The following is a 19,385-nucleotide window of genomic DNA, read 5'->3' as shown; positions in this document are numbered from 1 at the left end:
AAAGAGTCCGGTAGAGTACCGAACTCTTTCATATAATAATATTGTTTAATTTTGTCTAAACTTTTGGGTGCAGTCTATTTTTTTGGGTGGGATTTTTTTGTTAAAACTGTTTCAATGAAGAAATGATCAGTAAAATATTTAAAGCAATTAACAAGCAATATATCAGCTTGAAGAGTATATGTTTATGAAAAATGACATAACTTGTTAACATAGTACCTATTAAATAAAAGTAAATAAAACTTTTCGCTTCCTGAGGCTTTATTTCAGATGCTGAAAACAAGTTTAAATTATGCGAAACATTGACTGACGTATCAGCATAAAAGATTCTTAAAATAAAAATAATGGTGACGCTTATGAGTAAAATTACTGCGTATGGTTTCATTAGCTAATAAAAATTTAATATGATCATTATTGTCCGATAAAAAGTATAAATACATTGAAAATATCAATATTTACATCATGAATTAACAGGTCGCTCCTCCGGAGCTATAATTTTAAAACAAATATGTTCTATTAACAGTTAGCTCCCAGTGGAGCTGGATTTGATCCCGTCGGGATCTGCTGTTAGTAGAAAAAAAGAAGTTCCCATAAAAACAAAGCTCCAGAGGAGCGACCTGCTAATTAAGTTTTAGGTTAATCGGACAAGAATGATTTTTAATTTACATTGTAAAAATAAAAATCTTCCGCAGAAAAAGCATTCAGGTTTTCCATAAAATCAAAATAAGCATTATAAATACCAGGATCTACAGTCAAATATGGATTAGATAGTGTATCGACAATAATGTATTCTATATCATGAAATGTATGCAGAATATTTTTTACCTGTAAAGCATATAGCTTTTCTATAAAAATCAGAGGATAATTCAGACAGATATATCCCACAGTTTTATTTCCCAAATTTAGAATAGCAATTTTTTCTGTTTCCTTTTCTATATCAGTGTGATAAGGAAATGAAAGCATCTCGATTACAGAACTGAAATCAGAATGTTTCCAGTAATTATTTGAGTGAACTGCTGCTTGTAAAGTTTCGGTGATATCCACTGTTAAATTTTGTATAAATAGTTGGGGAAGTAGTTATCTATAAGGATTTAAGTAAAATATTTTCACTAAATTTAAGTAAAATTACATCAAATGCAAATAGAAACAAGAAACCTGACCCTTCAGGATTATGATGAACTGGCGGAAACGATGAAAAGGGCCTACCCACAGATGTCGGAGTCTATATGGTCCAAAAAAAGTATTGATAAACTGACAAAAATATTCCCTAACGGACAAATTTGTATCACGGTTGACGGAAAACTCGCTGCTGTAGCGCTTTCCATTATCGTCAATTATGAAGAATTCGGGGACGATCATACCTATAGTGATATTACTGGAAATTATACATTCAATACACATACTTCCACAGGAAATGTCCTTTATGGAATTGAAGTTTTTGTAGATCCTGAGTTTCGTGAGTTACGTTTGGGAAGAAGGCTTTACGATGCACGAAAAGAACTTTGTGAGTTATTAAACCTGAAATCGATTATTCTTGGAGGCAGAATCCCCAATTATCACAAATACAGCCACGAACTTTCTGCAAGAAATTATATCCGAAAAGTAAGAGATAAGGAGATCTATGATCCGGTATTGTCTTTCCAGCTTTCCAATAATTTTCTTCCGATAAAAATCCTGAAAAAATATCTTCCGGAAGATGAAGCTTCCAGAGAAAATGCAGTTCTTTTGCAATGGAACAACATTTATTACAGCAGAAAACCGAATACCATGCAGGACAGCATTATCCGTCTCGGATTGGTGCAATGGCAGATGAGGCATTTTAAAGATATTGAAGCTTTTTACGAGCAGGTAGAATTCTTTGTAAACGTAATGGGAGATTACAAATCTGATTTTGTCCTTTTCCCGGAGCTGTTCAACACGCCATTGCTGGCACCCTTCAATAATCTTTCCGAAAGGGACAGTATGATAGAGCTGGCTAAGCTGACAGAGGAAATCAAAGAAAAAATTTCAGAGCTGGCCATCAGTTACAACGTCAATATTATTTCGGGAAGCATGCCTGTTTTTGAAAATAATGAACTGTACAACGTAAGCTATCTTCTTCACCGTGACGGCCGTATGGATGAATACAGAAAAATTCATATTACTCCGAACGAAAAGAGATATTATGGAATGAAAGGCGGAAATGAAATCAAAGTTTTTGATACCGACTGCGGAAAAATAGGTCTTGTCATCTGCTATGACGTGGAATTTCCGGAGTTACCAAGAATTCTGGCTGATCAGGGAATGAAAATTCTGTTTGTTCCTTATCTTACAGACACTCAGAATGCCTACATGAGAGTACGCCACTGTGCCGCAGCAAGAGCCATTGAAAACGAATGCTACGTTGCCATTGCCGGTTGTGTAGGAAACCTTCCGAAGGTTAATAATATGGATATTCAGTTCGGACAGGCTGCCGTATTTACCCCTTCCGATTTTGCCTTCCCATCCAATGCCGTGAAAGGAGAAGCAACTCCCAATACGGAAATGACCCTGATTGTGGATGTAGATCTGAACCTCCTGAAAGATCTCCATCATAACGGTTCTGTTCAGGTTATGAAAGACCGAAGAAAAGACCTTTACGAAACTTATCTTAAATAATAAAACTTCGGGGCGGCTCCATAGGAGCCGCCCCGAAGTTTTAAGTATTAACACAAACTGAATTATCCTTTTTTAACAGATTCCCTGATTAAATCCTGGTTATTTTTATACACTTCATATTGCTCAGGACTTAGTATCTTTTTAAAATCTTTATCCAGTGCTTTAAAATCACTGATGATAACCTTTTTTGCCTTATTGCTGTCAGCATCTTCAGGACCTGCATTTTTCTTGTTGAGACGCTTTCCAAAATCTTTCTGAACCTTCTGTACTCCTTTAAAGTTGATCTCATAGGCCTGCTCAACCTGTCTTTCAGTCAGATCCAGAATAGGGATCATAATCAATGTTCTGAAAAGAGCAATCTTTTCTGCTCTGTCTTGTTTTACAATTGCCATCTGCTCAGGAGTCAGGATCTGTTCCATCGCCTGGTGACGTTGGGCAATGATGCTTACAAATTCGTCAGCAATAATTTTGTTGTTTTCAGGGCTGTTATTGTTACCGGCTTTGTTATCAAGAGCAATAAGTGCATCTGCTGTAGTATTATTGATCTCTGCAACTTTATTCACCTGCGACTCTGTAAGTCCCAAATAACTCATTTCTTTTGTGGCTACTTCGGCAATGGAATGAGCTGATGCTACCTGAGCTTTTATTTGTGTTGTAAACAGAACTGCTGATACAATAAGACCAGCTGAAATAATTTTTTTTAACATAGTGTTGTATTTAAATATTATAAATTTTTTTTGTTCTTCCAGATAGAAATAATGTGCCAGAAATTGAGGTACGTAGGCATTTTTTAGGGCAAAAAAAATACCCGAAGAATATTTCTTCGGGTACTGTATAATTCTGTATAAAATCTGATCTTACATATACTGAGGGCATACTACAGCAGGGCAGATCAGTCCAGGACATTTTGGTCTTCCGTCTGTAGGGCAGCATTGGTTTGAGCAGTTTCCGATAATAATTCCGTTTCCTGCAATTCCTTTTAATTGCTCTCTTGAAAGTTTGTTGTTGCGTAAATTTTTCATGTTCTAATATTTTTGATTTGTTTTAATTTGTACATTGTAAATATATTAATTTTTACAATATATGATGTGTTTTTATTGATATTGGTGTATTTTATTCTTTAAAATACTGATTATGTGTTGTTATTTTTAATTTTATTTGTTGGCGTTGTTGTCATAATTGTTTTCATAAAGGAACAATTTTTGGAGTAAATTGCACCTACTATTGATACACTATGTTTGATAAACCTCAAAGAAAACTGAAAAGATCCGCAAGACTGATTTCCGTACTCAGTAAATATGGATTCAAAGATCTTCTGGCCAGAATGAACGGAAATAAGCAGGAAGAAGCTTCCGGTCATTCAGATGAAATCATCTCAAAAGGAACCGTTTACGAAAGAATCAGACTGGCTCTTGAAGAGCTGGGGCCTACCTTTGTAAAATTGGGTCAGACATTCAGTAACAGGGAAGATTTATTGCCGCCGGAAATGATCCAGGAACTGCAGAAACTTCAGGACAAAGTGGAAACAGTAGATATGAATGTGGAGGAAGCACTGGAAAGTGAATTTAATATTTCCGTGAAAGATTATTTCCGTGAAATTCAGAAAAAGCCTTTGGCTACAGCTTCCATTGCTCAGGTTTATAAAGCTGTTCTGCTGGATGGCAGTCCGGTAATTTTAAAGTTGAGAAAACCTGATGTCCAGTCTGTCATTGAAGATGATTTACTGTTGATTAAAGATATTGAAAAGCTGATATCCACTTATTCGGAGATAGGAGAAAAACTCAATCTGAAACAGGCCATTTCTACCTTTGAAAAATCTTTACTGGAAGAAGTTTCTTTGATTAATGAAAAAAACAATATCCAGCAGTTCCGTCTGAATTTTAAGAACAATAAAGAAACATACGTTCCTAAAGTGTACGAAGAATTTTCCAACAACAATATTCTTTGTATGGAATTTATTGATGGAATCAAAGTAACCGATAAATCTGTTCTTTTGGCCAATGATATCGATCCTGTAAAGGTTTCAGAAACAGGATTGAGACTCTTTGTATCGCAGATTTTAGATTATGGATTTTTCCATGCCGATCCTCATGCCGGAAATATTCTGGTAAAAAAAGACGGCAGAATTGTTTTCATTGATTTCGGAGCAGTAGGGAAAATTCAGCCTAATGATAAAGAAATTCTTGAAAATCTTATTGTCAGTTTTGTTGCTAAAAATTCGCATAAAATAGTCCGTTCACTCAAAAAAATGGCCATAAGCTATGAAATTCCGGACGAAAGAAGGTTTGAAAATGATGTGGATGATATTCTGAATTTTGTTCACAGCTCGTCATTACAGGATATCAATGTACAGGTGATTATCAACAAGATGAAGGATATACTGAAAGACAACAGGCTTTATATGCCGGATTATTTCTATCTTCTGTTCAAAGGAATCAGTCTGATAGAAGGAGTGGGAAGGAGCATTAATCCTGATCTTGATATTGTTAAAAGTCTTCACCCTTACACCAAAAAGATTTTCACCAAGAAAATCAGTCCTAAAAATCTTTTGAAAACAGGGATGGACCGTATGATGAATTTCACGGATAATGTAGATGAAATTCCGAAAGAACTTCGTTCCGTTCTTCAAAAACTAGATGAAAATAAATTTACGGTTTCCAGCGAAATCAAAAATATAGAGAAGACCAACCAGCTCATCAAATCCAGTGTCATCAATCTGATTCTGGCCATGGTTTTAGGAGCGAATATCATTGCCACGGCTATCGTGTTTTCCTCAGAATCCGGACCAAGAATCGGAGAACTGTCGTTAGTTGCAGTTTTAGGTTTTATTTTTTCAATTCTTTTAGTCATTATCCTTCTGCTAAGAGTAACCAGAAAATAAAATGGAAGTTGACTTTGAACCCGAAGAATGTATAAACGCTAATCCCGCCACCCCGTAACCCGTAACCCGAATCCCGCCACCCTGTATTTAAACCAAAAACAATGAAAATACTTATTATAACATCCATTACCTTATTCAGCACACTTTGTATGGCTCAACAAGGAAATGAAGAGAAGCTTCAGGGAGATTTTGACGGAAACGGAACAAAAGAATACGCTTACACAAAAGTCAGCGACTGTGGCGACGAATGTGAAGGAAAGTGTGAAACCACCATTTATTTCAGCGATAAAAATATACAGCCGATCACCATTACTCCTGCAAACCAGGGAAGTTTGTATAATTTAGGAGATCTTAATGGTGACGGAAAAGAAGAGATCGGCTTTTATCCCAATTGGTGCACCAGCTGCTGGCATCCGTTCTATGTGTATACATTAGGTAAAACGGGTTGGAAGCCATTATTGCCTTCTATCTCAACCCATTGTAATCAGTGGGAAGATGATCAGTTTCCTATTAAAAAAGATCCGAAAAAGAAAGGATATGTTATTGTTACCTCCAGCAAATGGGAAGATGATGACATTAATATCAGTAGTAAAAGTGTAAAAGTGAATTGATTACAATCGCTTGAGGCTGGAAGAGGGAAGGAAATGACCTGTATTAATATATTGATCTGTTTCATTATGCATTCAAAAAATTAAAAGAACGTTTGATAATCTTCCAGCTTAAGACTTCGTGCTTCCATACTACAAAATTAAATACCTATCTTTGCAAAATGGAAAAACTCACTTTTGCGGATTTTGACCTTCCGGTTAAAATTCTCGATGTTTTAGCGGATCTGGAATTATTTGAACCTACTCCAATTCAGGAGAAGAGCTTAAAGCCTATACTTTCGGGAAGAGATGTAATGGGAATTGCGCAGACAGGAACCGGGAAAACATTAGCTTATCTTTTACCTGTTCTTAAAACATGGAAATACAGCAAGACCGGAAATCCAACTGTTTTGGTGCTTGTTCCTACAAGAGAACTGGTGGTACAGGTAACAGAAATCCTTGAAAAACTGACAGAAAATATTACGGCAAGAGTAATCGGAATATACGGTGGAAAAAATATCAATACTCAAAAACTATTGTTTAATGATGGCTGTGATATTCTGGTAGGAACACCGGGACGAGTGATGGATCTTTCCATAGACAACGCGATTTCTCTGAAAGAGGTTCAGAAACTGATCATCGATGAGTTTGACGAGATGCTTAATCTTGGTTTCAGACCACAGCTTACCCACATTTTTGAAATGATGAAGGAGAAGAGACAGAATATTCTTTTCTCTGCAACCATGACGGAAGCGGTAGATGAAATGCTGGATGTTTATTTTGCCAATCCGATTGAAATTTCATTGGCTAAATCAGGAACACCACTTGAGAAAATCGAGCAGATTGGTTACAAAGTAGAAAACTTTAATACCAAGATCAATTTACTGGAGCATTTGCTTAAAAGTGATGCAGACATGTCCAAAGTACTGATCTTCAATAACAATAAAAGACATGCAGACCTTCTCTTTACTAAAATCGATGAGCTTTTCCCTGAACAGTTTGATGTGATTCATTCCAATAAATCGCAGAATTACAGACTGAAAGCGATGAAGAGGTTTGAGAATGAAGAGATCAGAGGTTTGATTACCACAGATGTCATGGCAAGAGGTCTGGATATCTCGAACATTACACACGTCATCAATTTTGAAACGCCTGATATTCCGGAGCAGTATATCCACAGAATCGGTAGAACAGGTAGAGCAGACAAAGAAGGGAAAGCTTTGGTTTTTGTAACGAAAAAAGAAGAACCTTTGCTTCTTGATATTGAGCTGTTGATGGATAAGGAATTGAAATTTAATGAATTCCCTGAGGAAGTTAAAATCAATCCTAAAAAGATTGCTGCCGAAGAAGATCAGGTAGTCATGAAAAATCCTGTACAGGTAAAACTGAACGAAGGAGGAGGAGCTTTCCACGAGAAAAAAGCTAAAAATACCAAAGAAAACTGGGGTGGACCTTCCAAAAGAAAAGCACCTAAGAAATTTGGAGCCAACAGAGCGCAGCAGAAAGCAATTTCGAAATCGAAAAGAAAGAAATAAAATAAAAAAACGATTCCCATTTCAGGAATCGTTTTTTATTTTTAATCGAATTTGATATTATTGTTTTTATCATGGATTGAGTTTACTTCATATAAGGAGTGATCACCTTAGCCCAGATTTTATATCCTTCCGGCTTAAAATGAAGCATGTCTTCCACAAAAATATCTTTTCTTACATTTCCATTAGCATCTTCCATTGCTTTGGTAACATCAATAAATTCCGCGTTTGGTTCCTTTTTCATAAAAGCAGCAATTTTTTTGTTGGCAACCTTCATCTGCGGCCAGATCACTTCTCGGCTCGGCGAATATTTGATGGAGATATAATCTACTTCAATATCAGGAAACCTCTCACGGATTTTTTTGTAAAAAGCTTTGAATCGGTCAACAACTACTTTGGCTTTTAGCTTATGATTATCTGCAAAATCATTTTCGCCACAGTAAATAATGATCTGTTTGGGCTGATAAGGCGCTAAAAGGTCATTCGAAAAATCATTAAGATCTGTAAGTCTTGATCCTCCAAACCCTCTGTTGATAATGGTTTTACCAGGAAAATAATCTGCTACATCAGTCCATTTGGTGAATGATGAACTTCCAATAAATAAAATAGCATCCTTTTGAGGCGGGTTTTGCTGGTCCAGCTTTTTAAATTCCTGAATGTCCTGCCAGAACATCGGTTTTTTCTCCTGAGAAAAAGCAATAGCAAAATACAGCAATAGAAATGCTGATAGAATCTTCTTCATTATATTCAGTTTTAAATTAGATATAAAAGTAATAAAAAACTCCCGATTAGCGGGAGTTATAATTTATCTTTTGTAGGTAACGTAAGGGACATCCGGTATTTTATCTCCATCCATATCAAAGATTCCTGACTGCTGGGCAAGTTTAAGATCTTTGGCTGTCAGAATATCAATTCTGTAGTTTACTGATCCTTCATCACCAAGTTTAATTCCAATGATTTTTGAATCGGCATCGTAGGTAAATGTTCCTTCAGTTTTTGGCGATGGGGTACAGTCTGCACCTTCTCCCGTATACGCTGTATAGCTTACATAATAATCTGTTCTGAAGAAAAGAGTATTTTTAGCTGCACATCCTGTTAAAGTTTCAGTATAGAGCACTGTTTTATTATCTTTTCCGGAAATTACTTCCCTTTTAACTTCCTTCCAATCTCCCTTCATGATTTCCATATCATAAGCTTCGAGATTGTCATCTTTACAAGAAGTAAGTGCCAAGGCAGAAAAGGCAAATAAAAGTAGCTGTTTTTTCATTTTCACAAATTTAAGAATATGCTAAAATATAAATAAATTTGAAATATCTGTAATGAAATAGTGAATTTTTAAACGAATGTTTGTAAATTAAATAATTTTATAGAGGTTGCAATACGGGATGCGAGTTTCGGGTTATATATTTTCAAACTGAAAATGAAGATAAGCGCTTCATCCGAATCTTGAAACAGCATAGCTCAAACCTCGTACCCCGAATCCCTTAATAGCTCATCTCTACAATCTTATAAGCATCCTGCGGAGTCAGTTTTTTATATTCTCCAAGGCCTAGCCACTTTCTGTCTGTAAAGGCTTTTTCAACCTTTTCAGCGGTTCCTTTAAAGTCCTCCGTATATTCGGAAAGCCTGGTTTTGATATGAAGACTGTGGAAGAATTCTTCCAGCTTTTTAATGCCCAGTTCAGCTTTTTCCTCTACACTTCCGTCTTTGATTCCCCAAACTCTTTCAGCGTACTGAGCCAGTTTTCCTTTTTTATCTTCAAAGTTGTAACGGTAATGCGATGGAGCAATGATTGCCAGTGTTCTTGCGTGATCAATTCCGAAATAAGCGGTCAGCTCATGTCCCATTGCATGCACGGCCCAGTCTGTAATAACTCCTTTCTGGATCAGTCCGTTTAACGCCATTGTACAACACCACATAAAGTTTCCTGCAGCATCATAGTTGAAATCATCAGCCAATACTTTTGGAGCCGTTTCCTGCAGGCTGATCAGGATGCTTTCTGCAATTCTTTCCTGAAGGTCGGCAGAAGAAGGAGCGGTCATATATTGTTCCAATACGTGAGTATAGGCATCTGTGATTCCGTTAACAATCTGATTTTTTGGAATAGATCTGATTACTTCCGGATCCAGTACAGAAAATTGTGGGAAAAGTCCCGGTCCTCCTGAAGATAATTTCTCATGGGTTTCCCTTCTTGAGATGACATATCCGGAATTCATTTCTGATCCCGTTGCAGGCAGTGTTAAAATACTTCCGAAAGGCATTCCTTCCCCTTCAAATGTTCTTACCGACTTTCTCAGGATATCCCATGGCTCACCGTCATAATTGGCTGCTGCAGAAAGGAATTTTGTGCCGTCAATCACAGATCCACCGCCTACAGCAAGAAGGTAAGTTATGTTTTTCTCTTTAATAAAGCTTAAAGCATTGATCAGAACTTCATATTCTGGGTTGGCAGGAACTCCGCCAAACTCGTATAATTCATGATCTTTTAAAGCTTCTTTTACCTGATCGTAAACACCATTGTTTTTGATGCTTCCGCCACCGTAAATCATTAATATTCTTGCGTCTTGAGGAATTTCTTTGGAAATTTTAGCGATTTCGCCTTTCCCGAAAAGTATTTTTGTTGGGTTTTTAAACTCGAAATTAAGCATTGTTCTATATTTATTTTAAGTCAAATTTACGGAATGAAAAAAGAAAAGTAGGTTAATGAAATTTTAAAATTGCTATTATTCCATTTTATGAAAGCTATTGCTTTTAGCTTTTCCGATTCCTATTTCCGATTCTCTTGTAACATTTATTTATATCTAAGAAGAAAGAAAGGCCTTTGCTCTTTTTATAAAACCTTCCTTATCCTTTTTAATCTGGTCCAGCAATTTTTTCCGGTCATCAGGAATCGTAAGATACTGCTCACCCCAAAGATTGATTTCAACGATTACGGGAATAAGGTCAATTCCTTTCTGAGTCAGAAAATAAAGAATTTTCAGCTTACTGTCCGGATGGCCTTTTTTATCAATGATTCCATTGTCCAACAGGTTTTGAAGTCTTGCAGCCAGAATATTCGTTGCAATTTTTTCATCAGCCTTAAGGAAGTCTCCGTAAGTACATTCCTTTTTCAGCATGAGATCTCTTATGATCAACAGAGACCATTTGTCTCCCCACATTTCAAGTGAGCAGCTGATGGGGCAGTCTGATCTTTTTTTACTCATTTTGTTAATTTAAAAATAATACTTGCAAATTGAAAGTGTTTGATTTAAATTTGCTTTTGTTTTGCAAGTAAATTTAATCATAAAAAATTAATAAATCAAATGGATCATTATGACATTGCCGTAATCGGCTCAGGACCCGGCGGATATGTAGCGGCGATACGAAGCGCCCAGCTGGGATATAAAACTGTGATTATCGAGAAATATGATACTCTGGGAGGAGCATGTACCAATGTGGGCTGTATTCCGACTAAAGCTTTATTGGACAGTACACATCATTATTCAGAAGCACAGCATCAATTCAATGAACATGGGATTAAGCTGGATCATATAGAACTGGATTTTTCTCAGATGTACAGAAGAAAAGCAGATGTAGTTTCAAAAAATACAGGAGGCCTGAATTTTTTAATGAGTAAAAATAATATTACAAGATTACAGGGAACGGCTGGATTTATCAATAATTCTATCATCAGAGTTGTAAACGGATCTGAAGTTAAAGAAATAACGGCCCGATATTATATCATTGCTACAGGCTCAAAACCATCAACTATTCCAGGAGTAGAGATTGATAAAAAAAGAATTATTACGTCTACAGAAGCATTGTCATTAAAGGAAAAACCGGAATCTATGGTAATCATAGGCGGGGGAGTAATCGGGGTGGAAATGGCTTCTATTTTCAACCGCATCGGAACGAAAGTCACTATCCTTGAATATGCTGATCATCTGATCGCTGCTATGGACCATGAATTGGGGAAAAGTCTTCAGAAAATCCTGAAAAAAGGAGGAATTGATATCCGGCTTAATCATGCGGTGTATAAAACCGAGAATACCGGATCTGCTGCTAAAGTGTTTTTTAAAGATAACAACGGAACAGAAGGTGAGCTGGAAGCAGATTATGTATTGGTAGCGGTGGGAAGAAGCCCTTATGTAAAAGGTCTTGATCTTGAAAATACTGATGTACAGCTGGATGAGAGAGGGTTTATTAAAGTGGATGAAAACAGCCGGACTTCCGCATCCAATATCTATGCGATTGGTGATGTTATTGGTGGTGCAATGCTGGCTCACAAAGCTGAGGAAGAAGGTGTTTTTGTAATTGAAACCATTAACGGGCAAAAACGTCATATTCATTATAACCGTATTCCTTCAGTGGTGTATACCTGGCCGGAAGTAGCTTCAGTAGGCTATACCGAAGAATATCTGAAACAAAATAATATCGCATATAATGTAGGGAAATTTCCATTTTCTGCCAGTGCAAGAGCCCGCGCTTCAATGGATATGGAAGGTTTTGCGAAAGTTTTGGTGGATCCGAAATATGGCGAAGTGCTGGGTGTTCACATCATTGGAGCCAGAGCTGCCGATTTGATTGCACAGGGGGTCATAGCTCAGGAATATGAAGTGACCGCCGAGGATATGTTCCGTATTTCCTATGCGCATCCAACCTATTCTGAAACGTTGAAGGAAGCTTACCTGATTGCATCTGGGCAGGGAGCTATTAATATATAAGAAATTAAACCATTAAGGTTAATGAAGACAATAAGAATAATTAAGATCCATCTTTGATGGAAGATAAAGCGGATCGCTGAAAAATAGCTTAGCTATTCCTTAACTTTCTTATCAACTTAAAAAATCTTAATGGTTTATTTGCATTTTCAAAAGAATCACAAAGAATTACAGTTTTCATCCTTCGCATACACGCCATTGCTTTTTGCCTCCAGTTTTCCTGTTTTTCTGTTGATTTTAACCCAAAAAGATTCTTTCACAGCCGGACAACCCTTAGATTGCATAAGGTACATTGAAATATGACGGTCTTCAATTTTATATGATCCGGTAAATCGGTTACTTGTATCCACCGAATACCCATATGTTTTTGCCAGTAAAATAGCTTCAGGAAGATTTTCTACCGTTCCGATAAAATCTCTCAGCTGCTGCTCATTGGAAAAATAAACTGATCTTTCATTCTTACACGCCAGAATGTATGAAAAACAGTTGTTCCCGATACATTTCTGGAAAAAGCCTCTTTCTGGAACAGGTTCATTGATCGTCATAAAATCAGGAGCCTGGCTTTCATAGATAATTGCTTTTTCATAATCCATATCATTGCTGAGAACACTCCAGTAAGCATACTCTTTATCAGGAATAATGAAAGGGTAGAGGTATTCTGCAGTATCAAGAATATCAGGAATTTTTTTATAATCATCGGGAACCTTGATCTGGCTGTAAAGCAGATTGGAGAGAATCAGGAAAAATGTGATGATTACTTTCATAGAGAGTGGGTTTCCGGTGCAAATGTAAGAAAGAGAATTATTCCAGTACAATTTTATAATATCCTTTTTCAGCAGTTACATCAATATCTATACCTGTAAAAGTCAGTTTATTGATCTGATAACCATCACAGCCTCCATTAAACTCCGATGACTGGATGGAAAAGTCAATGTCTTTAATATTAGAATAAAATTTATAATTTTTTGTTCCGTTATAGGCACCTACATTTTCTAAAAGAACTTTGTCATCGGATGTTTTGGATAATTGTACACTGACATTATTTTCATCCTGAACGGAATAGGTCGTCAATTTTCCCTTGGTGATAAGATTTTCATTATTGGAATTGACGAACTCAAAAATGACAGGTAATGGTGCATTGTAACAATCTTTTTCACAAGAGATGAACAGAAGGGTAATAAGTAAGAAAGTCAATATTTTTTTCATGGATCATGGATAGCGTTAACAGTAAAGTTAATCAAAATTATATTAATCCTGAATGAGTAAAACGGATTTCTATGTTTTTAAACCTGTACAATATTTCATGGTTAATCGTTCGTTTATTCTGAAAAGTATCTATAAAATGTAAATATGTTTTTTTGATTTTCGTCTTTAATTTTTGCCATTTGTCAACGCAACTAATTTGAAAATCGCTTACATTTGTTAGTATGATACATGACCAACGCGCAGAAAAATTCAGGCAGATTGTGGAAAATAAGTTCCAGATCTATAATTCATTATTTATGAGCCTGCCTTATGATAAAATGACGAATATCGGAATGCTGCTTCCATTTCTTTATGAGGAAAGCAGGACCGGCTATGAAGCAGGAAAAACTCCTGAAAATATCGTCGAAGAATTTTTTAAAAACCATACCGATCTCCAGACGGAAGAGCAGAAACTTGAACTGCTTTTCAAGATCATACAATATATAGAAAGACAGGTCGTTTTGTTTGACAGTATTGAGGATGCTGCATTTCCTAATCTTCATTCAGAAAGTGATAATGGAACAGTAACCAATCTTTTTGAACGTTCTTTTCAGGATCATAAAATTGAAAAAGTACGCGAGAAATTAAAAGACTTTAGCGTTAAAGTCGTATTTACGGCACACCCGACTCAGTTTTATCCAAGTTCGGTACAAAGAATTATTCAGGATTTGAGAGGGGCTATTACCAGTGATTCGGTGACGCAGATTGATATGCTTCTTCAGCAGCTGGGGAAAACTCCTTTTGTCAATAAAGAAAAACCTACTCCGATAGATGAAGCGCTGAGCATTATTTCTTACCTGAGATATGTATATTATGATACCATTGGCGAATTGTTTACGAAGATCAAAAAGACTTTCGGAAACGGTCATTTTCATCTTCATGAAGATATTATCCAGCTTGGTTTCTGGCCGGGAGGAGACAGGGACGGAAATCCTTTTGTAACTGCGGAAGTAACGAGAAGAGTAGCGGAAGAACTTCGTTCAGCGATTCTGAAATCATACTACAGTCATTTGAAATTTATCAGGAGAAGATTGAGTTTCAGAGGTGTTTCTGAAGTTTTAACCCAATTAAGTGAAGAATTGTATGCAGCCATTTTTGACGGAAAGAGCATTAAAGCAGAAGATATTTTAAATAAAGCCGATGAGGCAGAAAAAATACTGGTCAACGAGCATAACTCTTTGTTTTTAGATCTTTTGGTGAATTTCAGGGATCGTGTGATGATCTTCGGAACTCACTTTGCAACGCTGGATATCCGCCAGGACAGCAGAATTCACCAGAAAGTTATTGATGAGGTTTATGCGAAAGTATACGGAAATGAAGAGGCTGATTACGAACAGAAATTCAATAAGCTTATTCAGATTTCAGAAACGGTAGCTGCTGAAGATTTTGAAGACATTGTGAAAGATACTTTGTTAACGGTTTCACAGGTTAAGGATATCCAGCGTCTGAACGGATTAAGAGGAATGAACCGCTATATTATTTCCAATTCTGATGCCGTAAAAGATGTTATGAATGTATATGCCTTCTTTAAAATCTGCGGTTATAAAGATGAAAATATCAATATGGATATTGTTCCGCTTTTTGAAACCATGGAAGGGCTTGCCAATGCAGAAAATGTAATGAATGAGCTGTATCATAATCCTGTTTATAAAAAGCATCTTGAAAAAAGAGGGAATCAGCAGACGATCATGCTTGGATTCTCTGATGGAACCAAAGACGGAGGTTATTTAAAAGCCAACTGGGAAATTTATAAAGCCAAAGAAGTACTGACAAAACTTTCCGAGCAGAATAATATCAAAGTCGTATTTTTCGATGGCAGAGGAGGACCGCCGGCAAGAGGAGGTGGAAAAACCCACGATTTCTATGCTTCCCAGGGGAAAACGATTGCCAATAATAAGATTGAATTAACCATTCAGGGGCAGACGATTACCAGTATTTTTGGAAACAAAGAGCAGGCAAAATACAACTTTGAACAGCTTCTGACCGCTGGTGTTGAAAATGACGTATTCAAAAATTCCAAAAAAGAACTTACTGAAAAAGAAAGAGCTTTGATTATTGAGTTGGCGGATATCAGCTATAAAAAATATTCAGATCTGAAAGCGCACCCTATGTTTGTTCCTTACCTTCAGGAAATGAGTACACTGGAATACTACGGAAAAACGAATATCGGAAGCCGTCCATCCAAAAGGGGAAATGGCAGCGAACTGAAATTTGAAGATCTGAGAGCCATTCCGTTTGTAGGATCATGGTCGCAACTGAAGCAAAACGTACCAGGGTTCTTCGGTTTTGGATATGCGATGCAAAAGATGAAAGAACAGGGGAGATTTGAAGAAGTAAGAGAGCTATATAAAGGTTCAGATTTCTTTAAAACTTTAGTTCTGAACTCCATGATGAGTATGAACAAGTCTTACTTTCCATTGACTTACTATATCAAAAATAATCCGAAGTTCGGTGCTTTCTGGAATGTCCTTTTTGATGAATATGAGCTTTCCAGAGACATTATGCTGGAACTGACAGGATTTAAAATGCTTCAGGAAGAAGACCCACTTTCCAGAAAATCGGTGAAGATCCGTGAAAAGATTGTACTTCCGTTGTTAAGTATTCAGCAATATGCCTTAATGAAAATTCAGAAAGGGGAAGGGAACAAAGAAGCTTATGAAAAGCTGGTGACCCGTTCTTTATTTGGGAATATTAATGCCAGCAGAAACTCGGCATAAGCTATTTTTTAAATAAGAATGATCATAACGGAATGATAATCAATATAAATAGAAACGGGCTTTAGCCCGTTTTTTTATTATAAACCATTCAATGAGTTTTAGCTCAAACTTATTTTTATGTTGTAATACGACACAAAATAGTAATATATCTCCCACAGATTGCACAAATATTTATGTTGTAATCAATCTGCACAATCTGAGGGAAACAAAAATTACTCTTTTAAGAATTTTTCGTAGAAAACCTTGTCCTTCATCTGAATCTTCAGATAATAAGTTCCTTTGGAAAAATCTTCCACTTTTATAGATTTCTGATTGTTGCTTTTCCTGATGAGTCTTCCAAGGTTATCATATATTTCTAACGATTCCACTTCTTGCTCTGATGCAATATTCAGGATGCTTTTTGCTGGATTCGGGAATATGGAGAACCTGTCTTTTTTTATAGTCTCAGAGGTATTCAGAACGAGATTATATAAACTTCCGAAATTAAGAATACCATATCCCATCTGATCGGTATGGGCAGGATATAGTGAAGCCGTTTGTCTCAGTTTTGCTCTCATCTGCTCTCTGTTCATCGCTGGGAATGCCTGAATAAGACATGCAACACCGCCGGCAGCAATAGGAGTAGCAATTGAAGTTCCATTCACGATTAAGGTAGCATTATCATAAACGGTTGTCGTACCGGTTCCCTGGGTACTTCCGTCCGGTTTTACCACCCCGAGAGCATTAGGTCCGAAAGAAGAAAAAGCTGAAGCATTTCCGGCTGAATCTACAGATCCGATAGAAAATACTTTAGCGTTATCAGCCGGTGTCATAAGGTAATGCCACGGCTGTTGTCCGGCGTTACCGGCAGCGGCAAGGACAAAAATACCTTTTTCAGCAGCAATACCGGCTCCGCGGGCAATGAAGGACGTGTTACCATCCATATTGGCATACGTATAATTGTAACGGCTTTCATCAAAAACATTATACCCCAATGATGAGGTGATAATGTCAACCCCTTTACGGTCTGCTTCCTCAGCTGCCTCAATCCAGTATAGCTCTTCTTCGGGAATTTCTACAGCCGCATTTTCACTGCGGTAAAGATAAAAATCAGCATCCGGTGCCGCTCCTACAAAAACATTCTGCAGATATCCTCCTATAACTCCTAACACGACAGAGCCATGTGTGCTGAGTGAAGTATTATAAATATCTCCGGTTTTGGTAACAAAATCATAGGAAGCTTTGATGTGATTATTGGTCCATAATCTTGCAAAAGCAGTTCCTGTATTCACGGTTGGGAATCCGGCATCAATTACCGCAATGGAAACTCCTGTGCCTGTATAGCCTGCCAGATGAAGCGGCCGGATATTGACCTGATCAATTTGTCCGGCTCCTGAACCATAATTGAAGTTAGTAAGTGTTTTATGGATACCTGCATCATCTTCCCATTTTCCCGGTGCTGTTTTCACGGTAGTAGAACTGTTTCTGGCAAAACTTTCAACAGACAAAACATAAGATTGAGCCTGTAATAAAGTTTTTTGTGCCGGAGTGGCATTTACTGCAGCTCCGTTAAGCCATTTTGAATAATCGGTCACAACAAATCCCAGATTTTGAAGATTCTGAAGGTAAGACTGTTCAATAGGGGCATCCTGATCATTAAGCGGAATTCCCAGTGCAGTACGCCTGTTGAGTGATTTCTGGCTGAGTTCTGACAACGGATTTGCATAAAAAGCAGCTTTATTAGGCTTATCCGTGAAGTAAACAAAAACGAGCTCCGTTTGTGCGGAAACGGTCAGGTAACCTGTTAGGAAACAAAAGAGTAAAAGTTTTTTCATAAAATTTATTTGTATAAAGATAAAAACAAAATCAATAAAATTTTTGATAGGATTTTAAATTCCTTATTTTTACAGAAATATTTAGTATATGAAAAAAATTCAGATGGTTGATTTGCAAAGTCAGTATTACAAAATAAAGAATGATGTAGACAATGCAGTTTTGAATGTAATGGATTCTGCGGCATTTATTAACGGTCCTGAAGTAAAGTCTTTCCAGAATGAATTGGAGTCTTATTTAGACGTAAAACATGTGATTCCGTGTGCCAATGGTACAGATGCATTACAGATTGCCCTGATGGCTTTGGATCTGAAAGAAGGAGACGAAATTATCACGGCTGATTTTACTTTTGCTGCAACAGTAGAAGTAATTCATTTGCTTAAATTAAAGTCTGTATTGGTAGATGTAGATTATGATACATTCACCATCTCTACTGAACAGATTAAAAAAGCAATTACGCCCAAAACAAAAGCAATTATTCCGGTACATATTTTCGGACAGTGTGCCAATATGGAAGAAATTTTAAAAATTGCTGAAGAACATAATTTATATGTTATTGAAGATAATGCCCAGGCAATCGGTTCAGAATATACTTTCTCCGACGGAACAGTAAAACAGGCAGGAACAATGGCAACAGTGGGAACAACTTCTTTCTTTCCTTCCAAAAACCTGGGATGCTACGGAGACGGAGGTGCTATTTTTACCAATAATGATGAATTAGCTCACCGTTTAAGAGGAATTGTAAACCACGGAATGTATGAAAGATATTATCATGACGAGGTAGGGGTAAACTCACGTCTGGACAGCATTCAGGCAGCAGTTTTAAGAAAAAAACTTCCTCATCTGGACTCTTACAACGAAGCAAGAAGAAAAGCAGCAGATTTCTATGATGAAGCATTTGCTGGTCACCCGGCTATCCTGACTCCAAAAAGAGCGGAAAACTCTACTCACGTATTCCACCAGTATACGTTAAGAATTCTGAACGGAAAGCGTAATGAGCTTCAGAAGTTTTTATCAGAAAAAGATATTCCTGCAATGATCTATTATCCTGTAGCATTAAGAAAGCAAAAAGCATACTTTCAGGAAAGTAATGCTGCAGATTTTGTGAATACAGATAAGCTTTTGGATCAGGTAATTTCTTTACCGATGCATACGGAATTAGACGAAGAGCAGCTGAAGTATATTACGGATGCAGTGCTTGAGTTTATGGGATAGATTTATGAACAAGAGGTTATTTAGATATAAGATCATAAATGCACTTGTAATTATCTTCAATT

At 36.9% G+C, this 19,385-nt stretch carries 17 protein-coding genes; 7 read left to right on the top strand and 10 right to left on the bottom strand.

Features of this window, described 5'->3' with window-relative positions:
- Positions 1-654 precede the first annotated feature (654 nt).
- The gene (locus AC59HC_RS17030) at positions 655-1,041 is read right to left on the bottom strand and encodes a hypothetical protein (RefSeq protein ID WP_202843933.1); all 387 of its coding nucleotides are present in this window, start codon (positions 1,039-1,041) and stop codon (positions 655-657) included.
- A 90-nt stretch (positions 1,042-1,131) separates the two neighbouring features.
- Here AC59HC_RS17030 and AC59HC_RS17025 point away from each other — a divergent pair, with 90 nt between their 5' ends.
- Positions 1,132-2,634, top strand: coding sequence for a carbon-nitrogen hydrolase family protein (locus AC59HC_RS17025; protein ID WP_062670801.1), 1,503 nt, complete (start codon positions 1,132-1,134; stop codon positions 2,632-2,634).
- 62 nt (positions 2,635-2,696) lie between these two features.
- On the opposite strand, the gene AC59HC_RS17020 is transcribed toward AC59HC_RS17025, so the two are convergent.
- Together AC59HC_RS17020 and AC59HC_RS17015 are read right to left on the bottom strand one after the other, a co-directional pair.
- Positions 2,697-3,341: a DUF4890 domain-containing protein gene (locus AC59HC_RS17020; RefSeq protein ID WP_496559042.1), complete on the bottom strand. Its 645-nt coding sequence runs from the start codon at positions 3,339-3,341 to the stop codon at positions 2,697-2,699.
- 150 nt (positions 3,342-3,491) lie between these two features.
- Positions 3,492-3,656 carry a hypothetical protein gene (locus AC59HC_RS17015; RefSeq protein ID WP_202843929.1) on the bottom strand — a complete coding sequence of 55 codons (165 nt, stop codon included), beginning with the start codon at positions 3,654-3,656 and terminating at the stop codon, positions 3,492-3,494.
- 212 nt (positions 3,657-3,868) lie between these two features.
- Between AC59HC_RS17015 and AC59HC_RS17010 the strand changes: the two genes are divergently transcribed.
- The 3 genes from AC59HC_RS17010 to AC59HC_RS17000 all read left to right on the top strand — a co-directional run bounded on the left by AC59HC_RS17010 (position 3,869) and on the right by AC59HC_RS17000 (position 7,637).
- Positions 3,869-5,515, top strand: a complete 1,647-nt coding sequence (locus tag AC59HC_RS17010; RefSeq protein WP_411413706.1) for an ABC1 kinase family protein — start codon at positions 3,869-3,871, stop codon at positions 5,513-5,515.
- A 101-nt stretch (positions 5,516-5,616) separates the two neighbouring features.
- Positions 5,617-6,126 carry a hypothetical protein gene (locus AC59HC_RS17005; protein WP_496559041.1) on the top strand — a complete coding sequence of 170 codons (510 nt, stop codon included), beginning with the start codon at positions 5,617-5,619 and terminating at the stop codon, positions 6,124-6,126.
- Positions 6,127-6,284: 158 nt separating this feature from the next.
- The gene (locus AC59HC_RS17000; protein WP_202843924.1) at positions 6,285-7,637 is read left to right on the top strand and encodes a DEAD/DEAH box helicase; all 1,353 of its coding nucleotides are present in this window, start codon (positions 6,285-6,287) and stop codon (positions 7,635-7,637) included.
- Positions 7,638-7,719: 82 nt separating this feature from the next.
- Here AC59HC_RS17000 and AC59HC_RS16995 read toward each other — a convergent pair whose 3' ends face one another.
- The 4 genes from AC59HC_RS16995 to AC59HC_RS16980 form a co-directional block, all read right to left on the bottom strand.
- A complete protein-coding gene (locus AC59HC_RS16995; RefSeq protein WP_202843922.1) occupies positions 7,720-8,376 on the bottom strand; it encodes a GDSL-type esterase/lipase family protein in 657 nt (218 codons plus the stop codon).
- A 63-nt stretch (positions 8,377-8,439) separates the two neighbouring features.
- Positions 8,440-8,901, bottom strand: a complete 462-nt coding sequence (locus AC59HC_RS16990) for a lipocalin-like domain-containing protein (RefSeq protein ID WP_110009340.1) — start codon at positions 8,899-8,901, stop codon at positions 8,440-8,442.
- A 217-nt stretch (positions 8,902-9,118) separates the two neighbouring features.
- Positions 9,119-10,282 carry an iron-containing alcohol dehydrogenase gene (locus AC59HC_RS16985; protein ID WP_110009339.1) on the bottom strand — a complete coding sequence of 388 codons (1,164 nt, stop codon included), beginning with the start codon at positions 10,280-10,282 and terminating at the stop codon, positions 9,119-9,121.
- Positions 10,283-10,435: 153 nt separating this feature from the next.
- The gene (locus AC59HC_RS16980) at positions 10,436-10,837 is read right to left on the bottom strand and encodes a winged helix-turn-helix transcriptional regulator (RefSeq protein ID WP_202843918.1); all 402 of its coding nucleotides are present in this window, start codon (positions 10,835-10,837) and stop codon (positions 10,436-10,438) included.
- 99 nt (positions 10,838-10,936) lie between these two features.
- On the opposite strand from AC59HC_RS16980, the gene lpdA reads away from it, so the two are divergent.
- Entirely contained in the window at positions 10,937-12,337 is a 1,401-nt protein-coding gene (lpdA, locus tag AC59HC_RS16975; RefSeq protein WP_496559040.1) for a dihydrolipoyl dehydrogenase, read from the top strand.
- Positions 12,338-12,492: 155 nt separating this feature from the next.
- Here the strand turns inward: lpdA and AC59HC_RS16970 are convergent, their stop codons facing one another.
- Together AC59HC_RS16970 and AC59HC_RS16965 are read right to left on the bottom strand one after the other, a co-directional pair.
- Positions 12,493-13,098, bottom strand: a complete 606-nt coding sequence (locus AC59HC_RS16970; RefSeq protein WP_496559039.1) for a hypothetical protein — start codon at positions 13,096-13,098, stop codon at positions 12,493-12,495.
- Positions 13,099-13,135: 37 nt separating this feature from the next.
- Positions 13,136-13,540 carry a hypothetical protein gene (locus tag AC59HC_RS16965; RefSeq protein WP_496559038.1) on the bottom strand — a complete coding sequence of 135 codons (405 nt, stop codon included), beginning with the start codon at positions 13,538-13,540 and terminating at the stop codon, positions 13,136-13,138.
- A gap of 221 nt (positions 13,541-13,761) precedes the next feature.
- Between AC59HC_RS16965 and AC59HC_RS16960 the strand changes: the two genes are divergently transcribed.
- The gene (locus AC59HC_RS16960; protein ID WP_496559037.1) at positions 13,762-16,296 is read left to right on the top strand and encodes a phosphoenolpyruvate carboxylase; all 2,535 of its coding nucleotides are present in this window, start codon (positions 13,762-13,764) and stop codon (positions 16,294-16,296) included.
- A gap of 212 nt (positions 16,297-16,508) precedes the next feature.
- Here AC59HC_RS16960 and AC59HC_RS16955 read toward each other — a convergent pair whose 3' ends face one another.
- The gene (locus AC59HC_RS16955; RefSeq protein ID WP_496559036.1) at positions 16,509-18,110 is read right to left on the bottom strand and encodes a S8/S53 family peptidase; all 1,602 of its coding nucleotides are present in this window, start codon (positions 18,108-18,110) and stop codon (positions 16,509-16,511) included.
- Between the two features lie 88 nt (positions 18,111-18,198).
- Between AC59HC_RS16955 and AC59HC_RS16950 the strand changes: the two genes are divergently transcribed.
- Positions 18,199-19,323 carry a DegT/DnrJ/EryC1/StrS family aminotransferase gene (locus AC59HC_RS16950; protein ID WP_343639897.1) on the top strand — a complete coding sequence of 375 codons (1,125 nt, stop codon included), beginning with the start codon at positions 18,199-18,201 and terminating at the stop codon, positions 19,321-19,323.
- Positions 19,324-19,385 lie beyond the last annotated feature (62 nt).

It is taken from the genome of Chryseobacterium sp. DZ-32 (assembly GCF_059587025.1).
The sequence above is the reverse complement of the archived record's forward strand: the minus strand, read 5'-3'. Positions and strand labels throughout refer to the sequence as shown.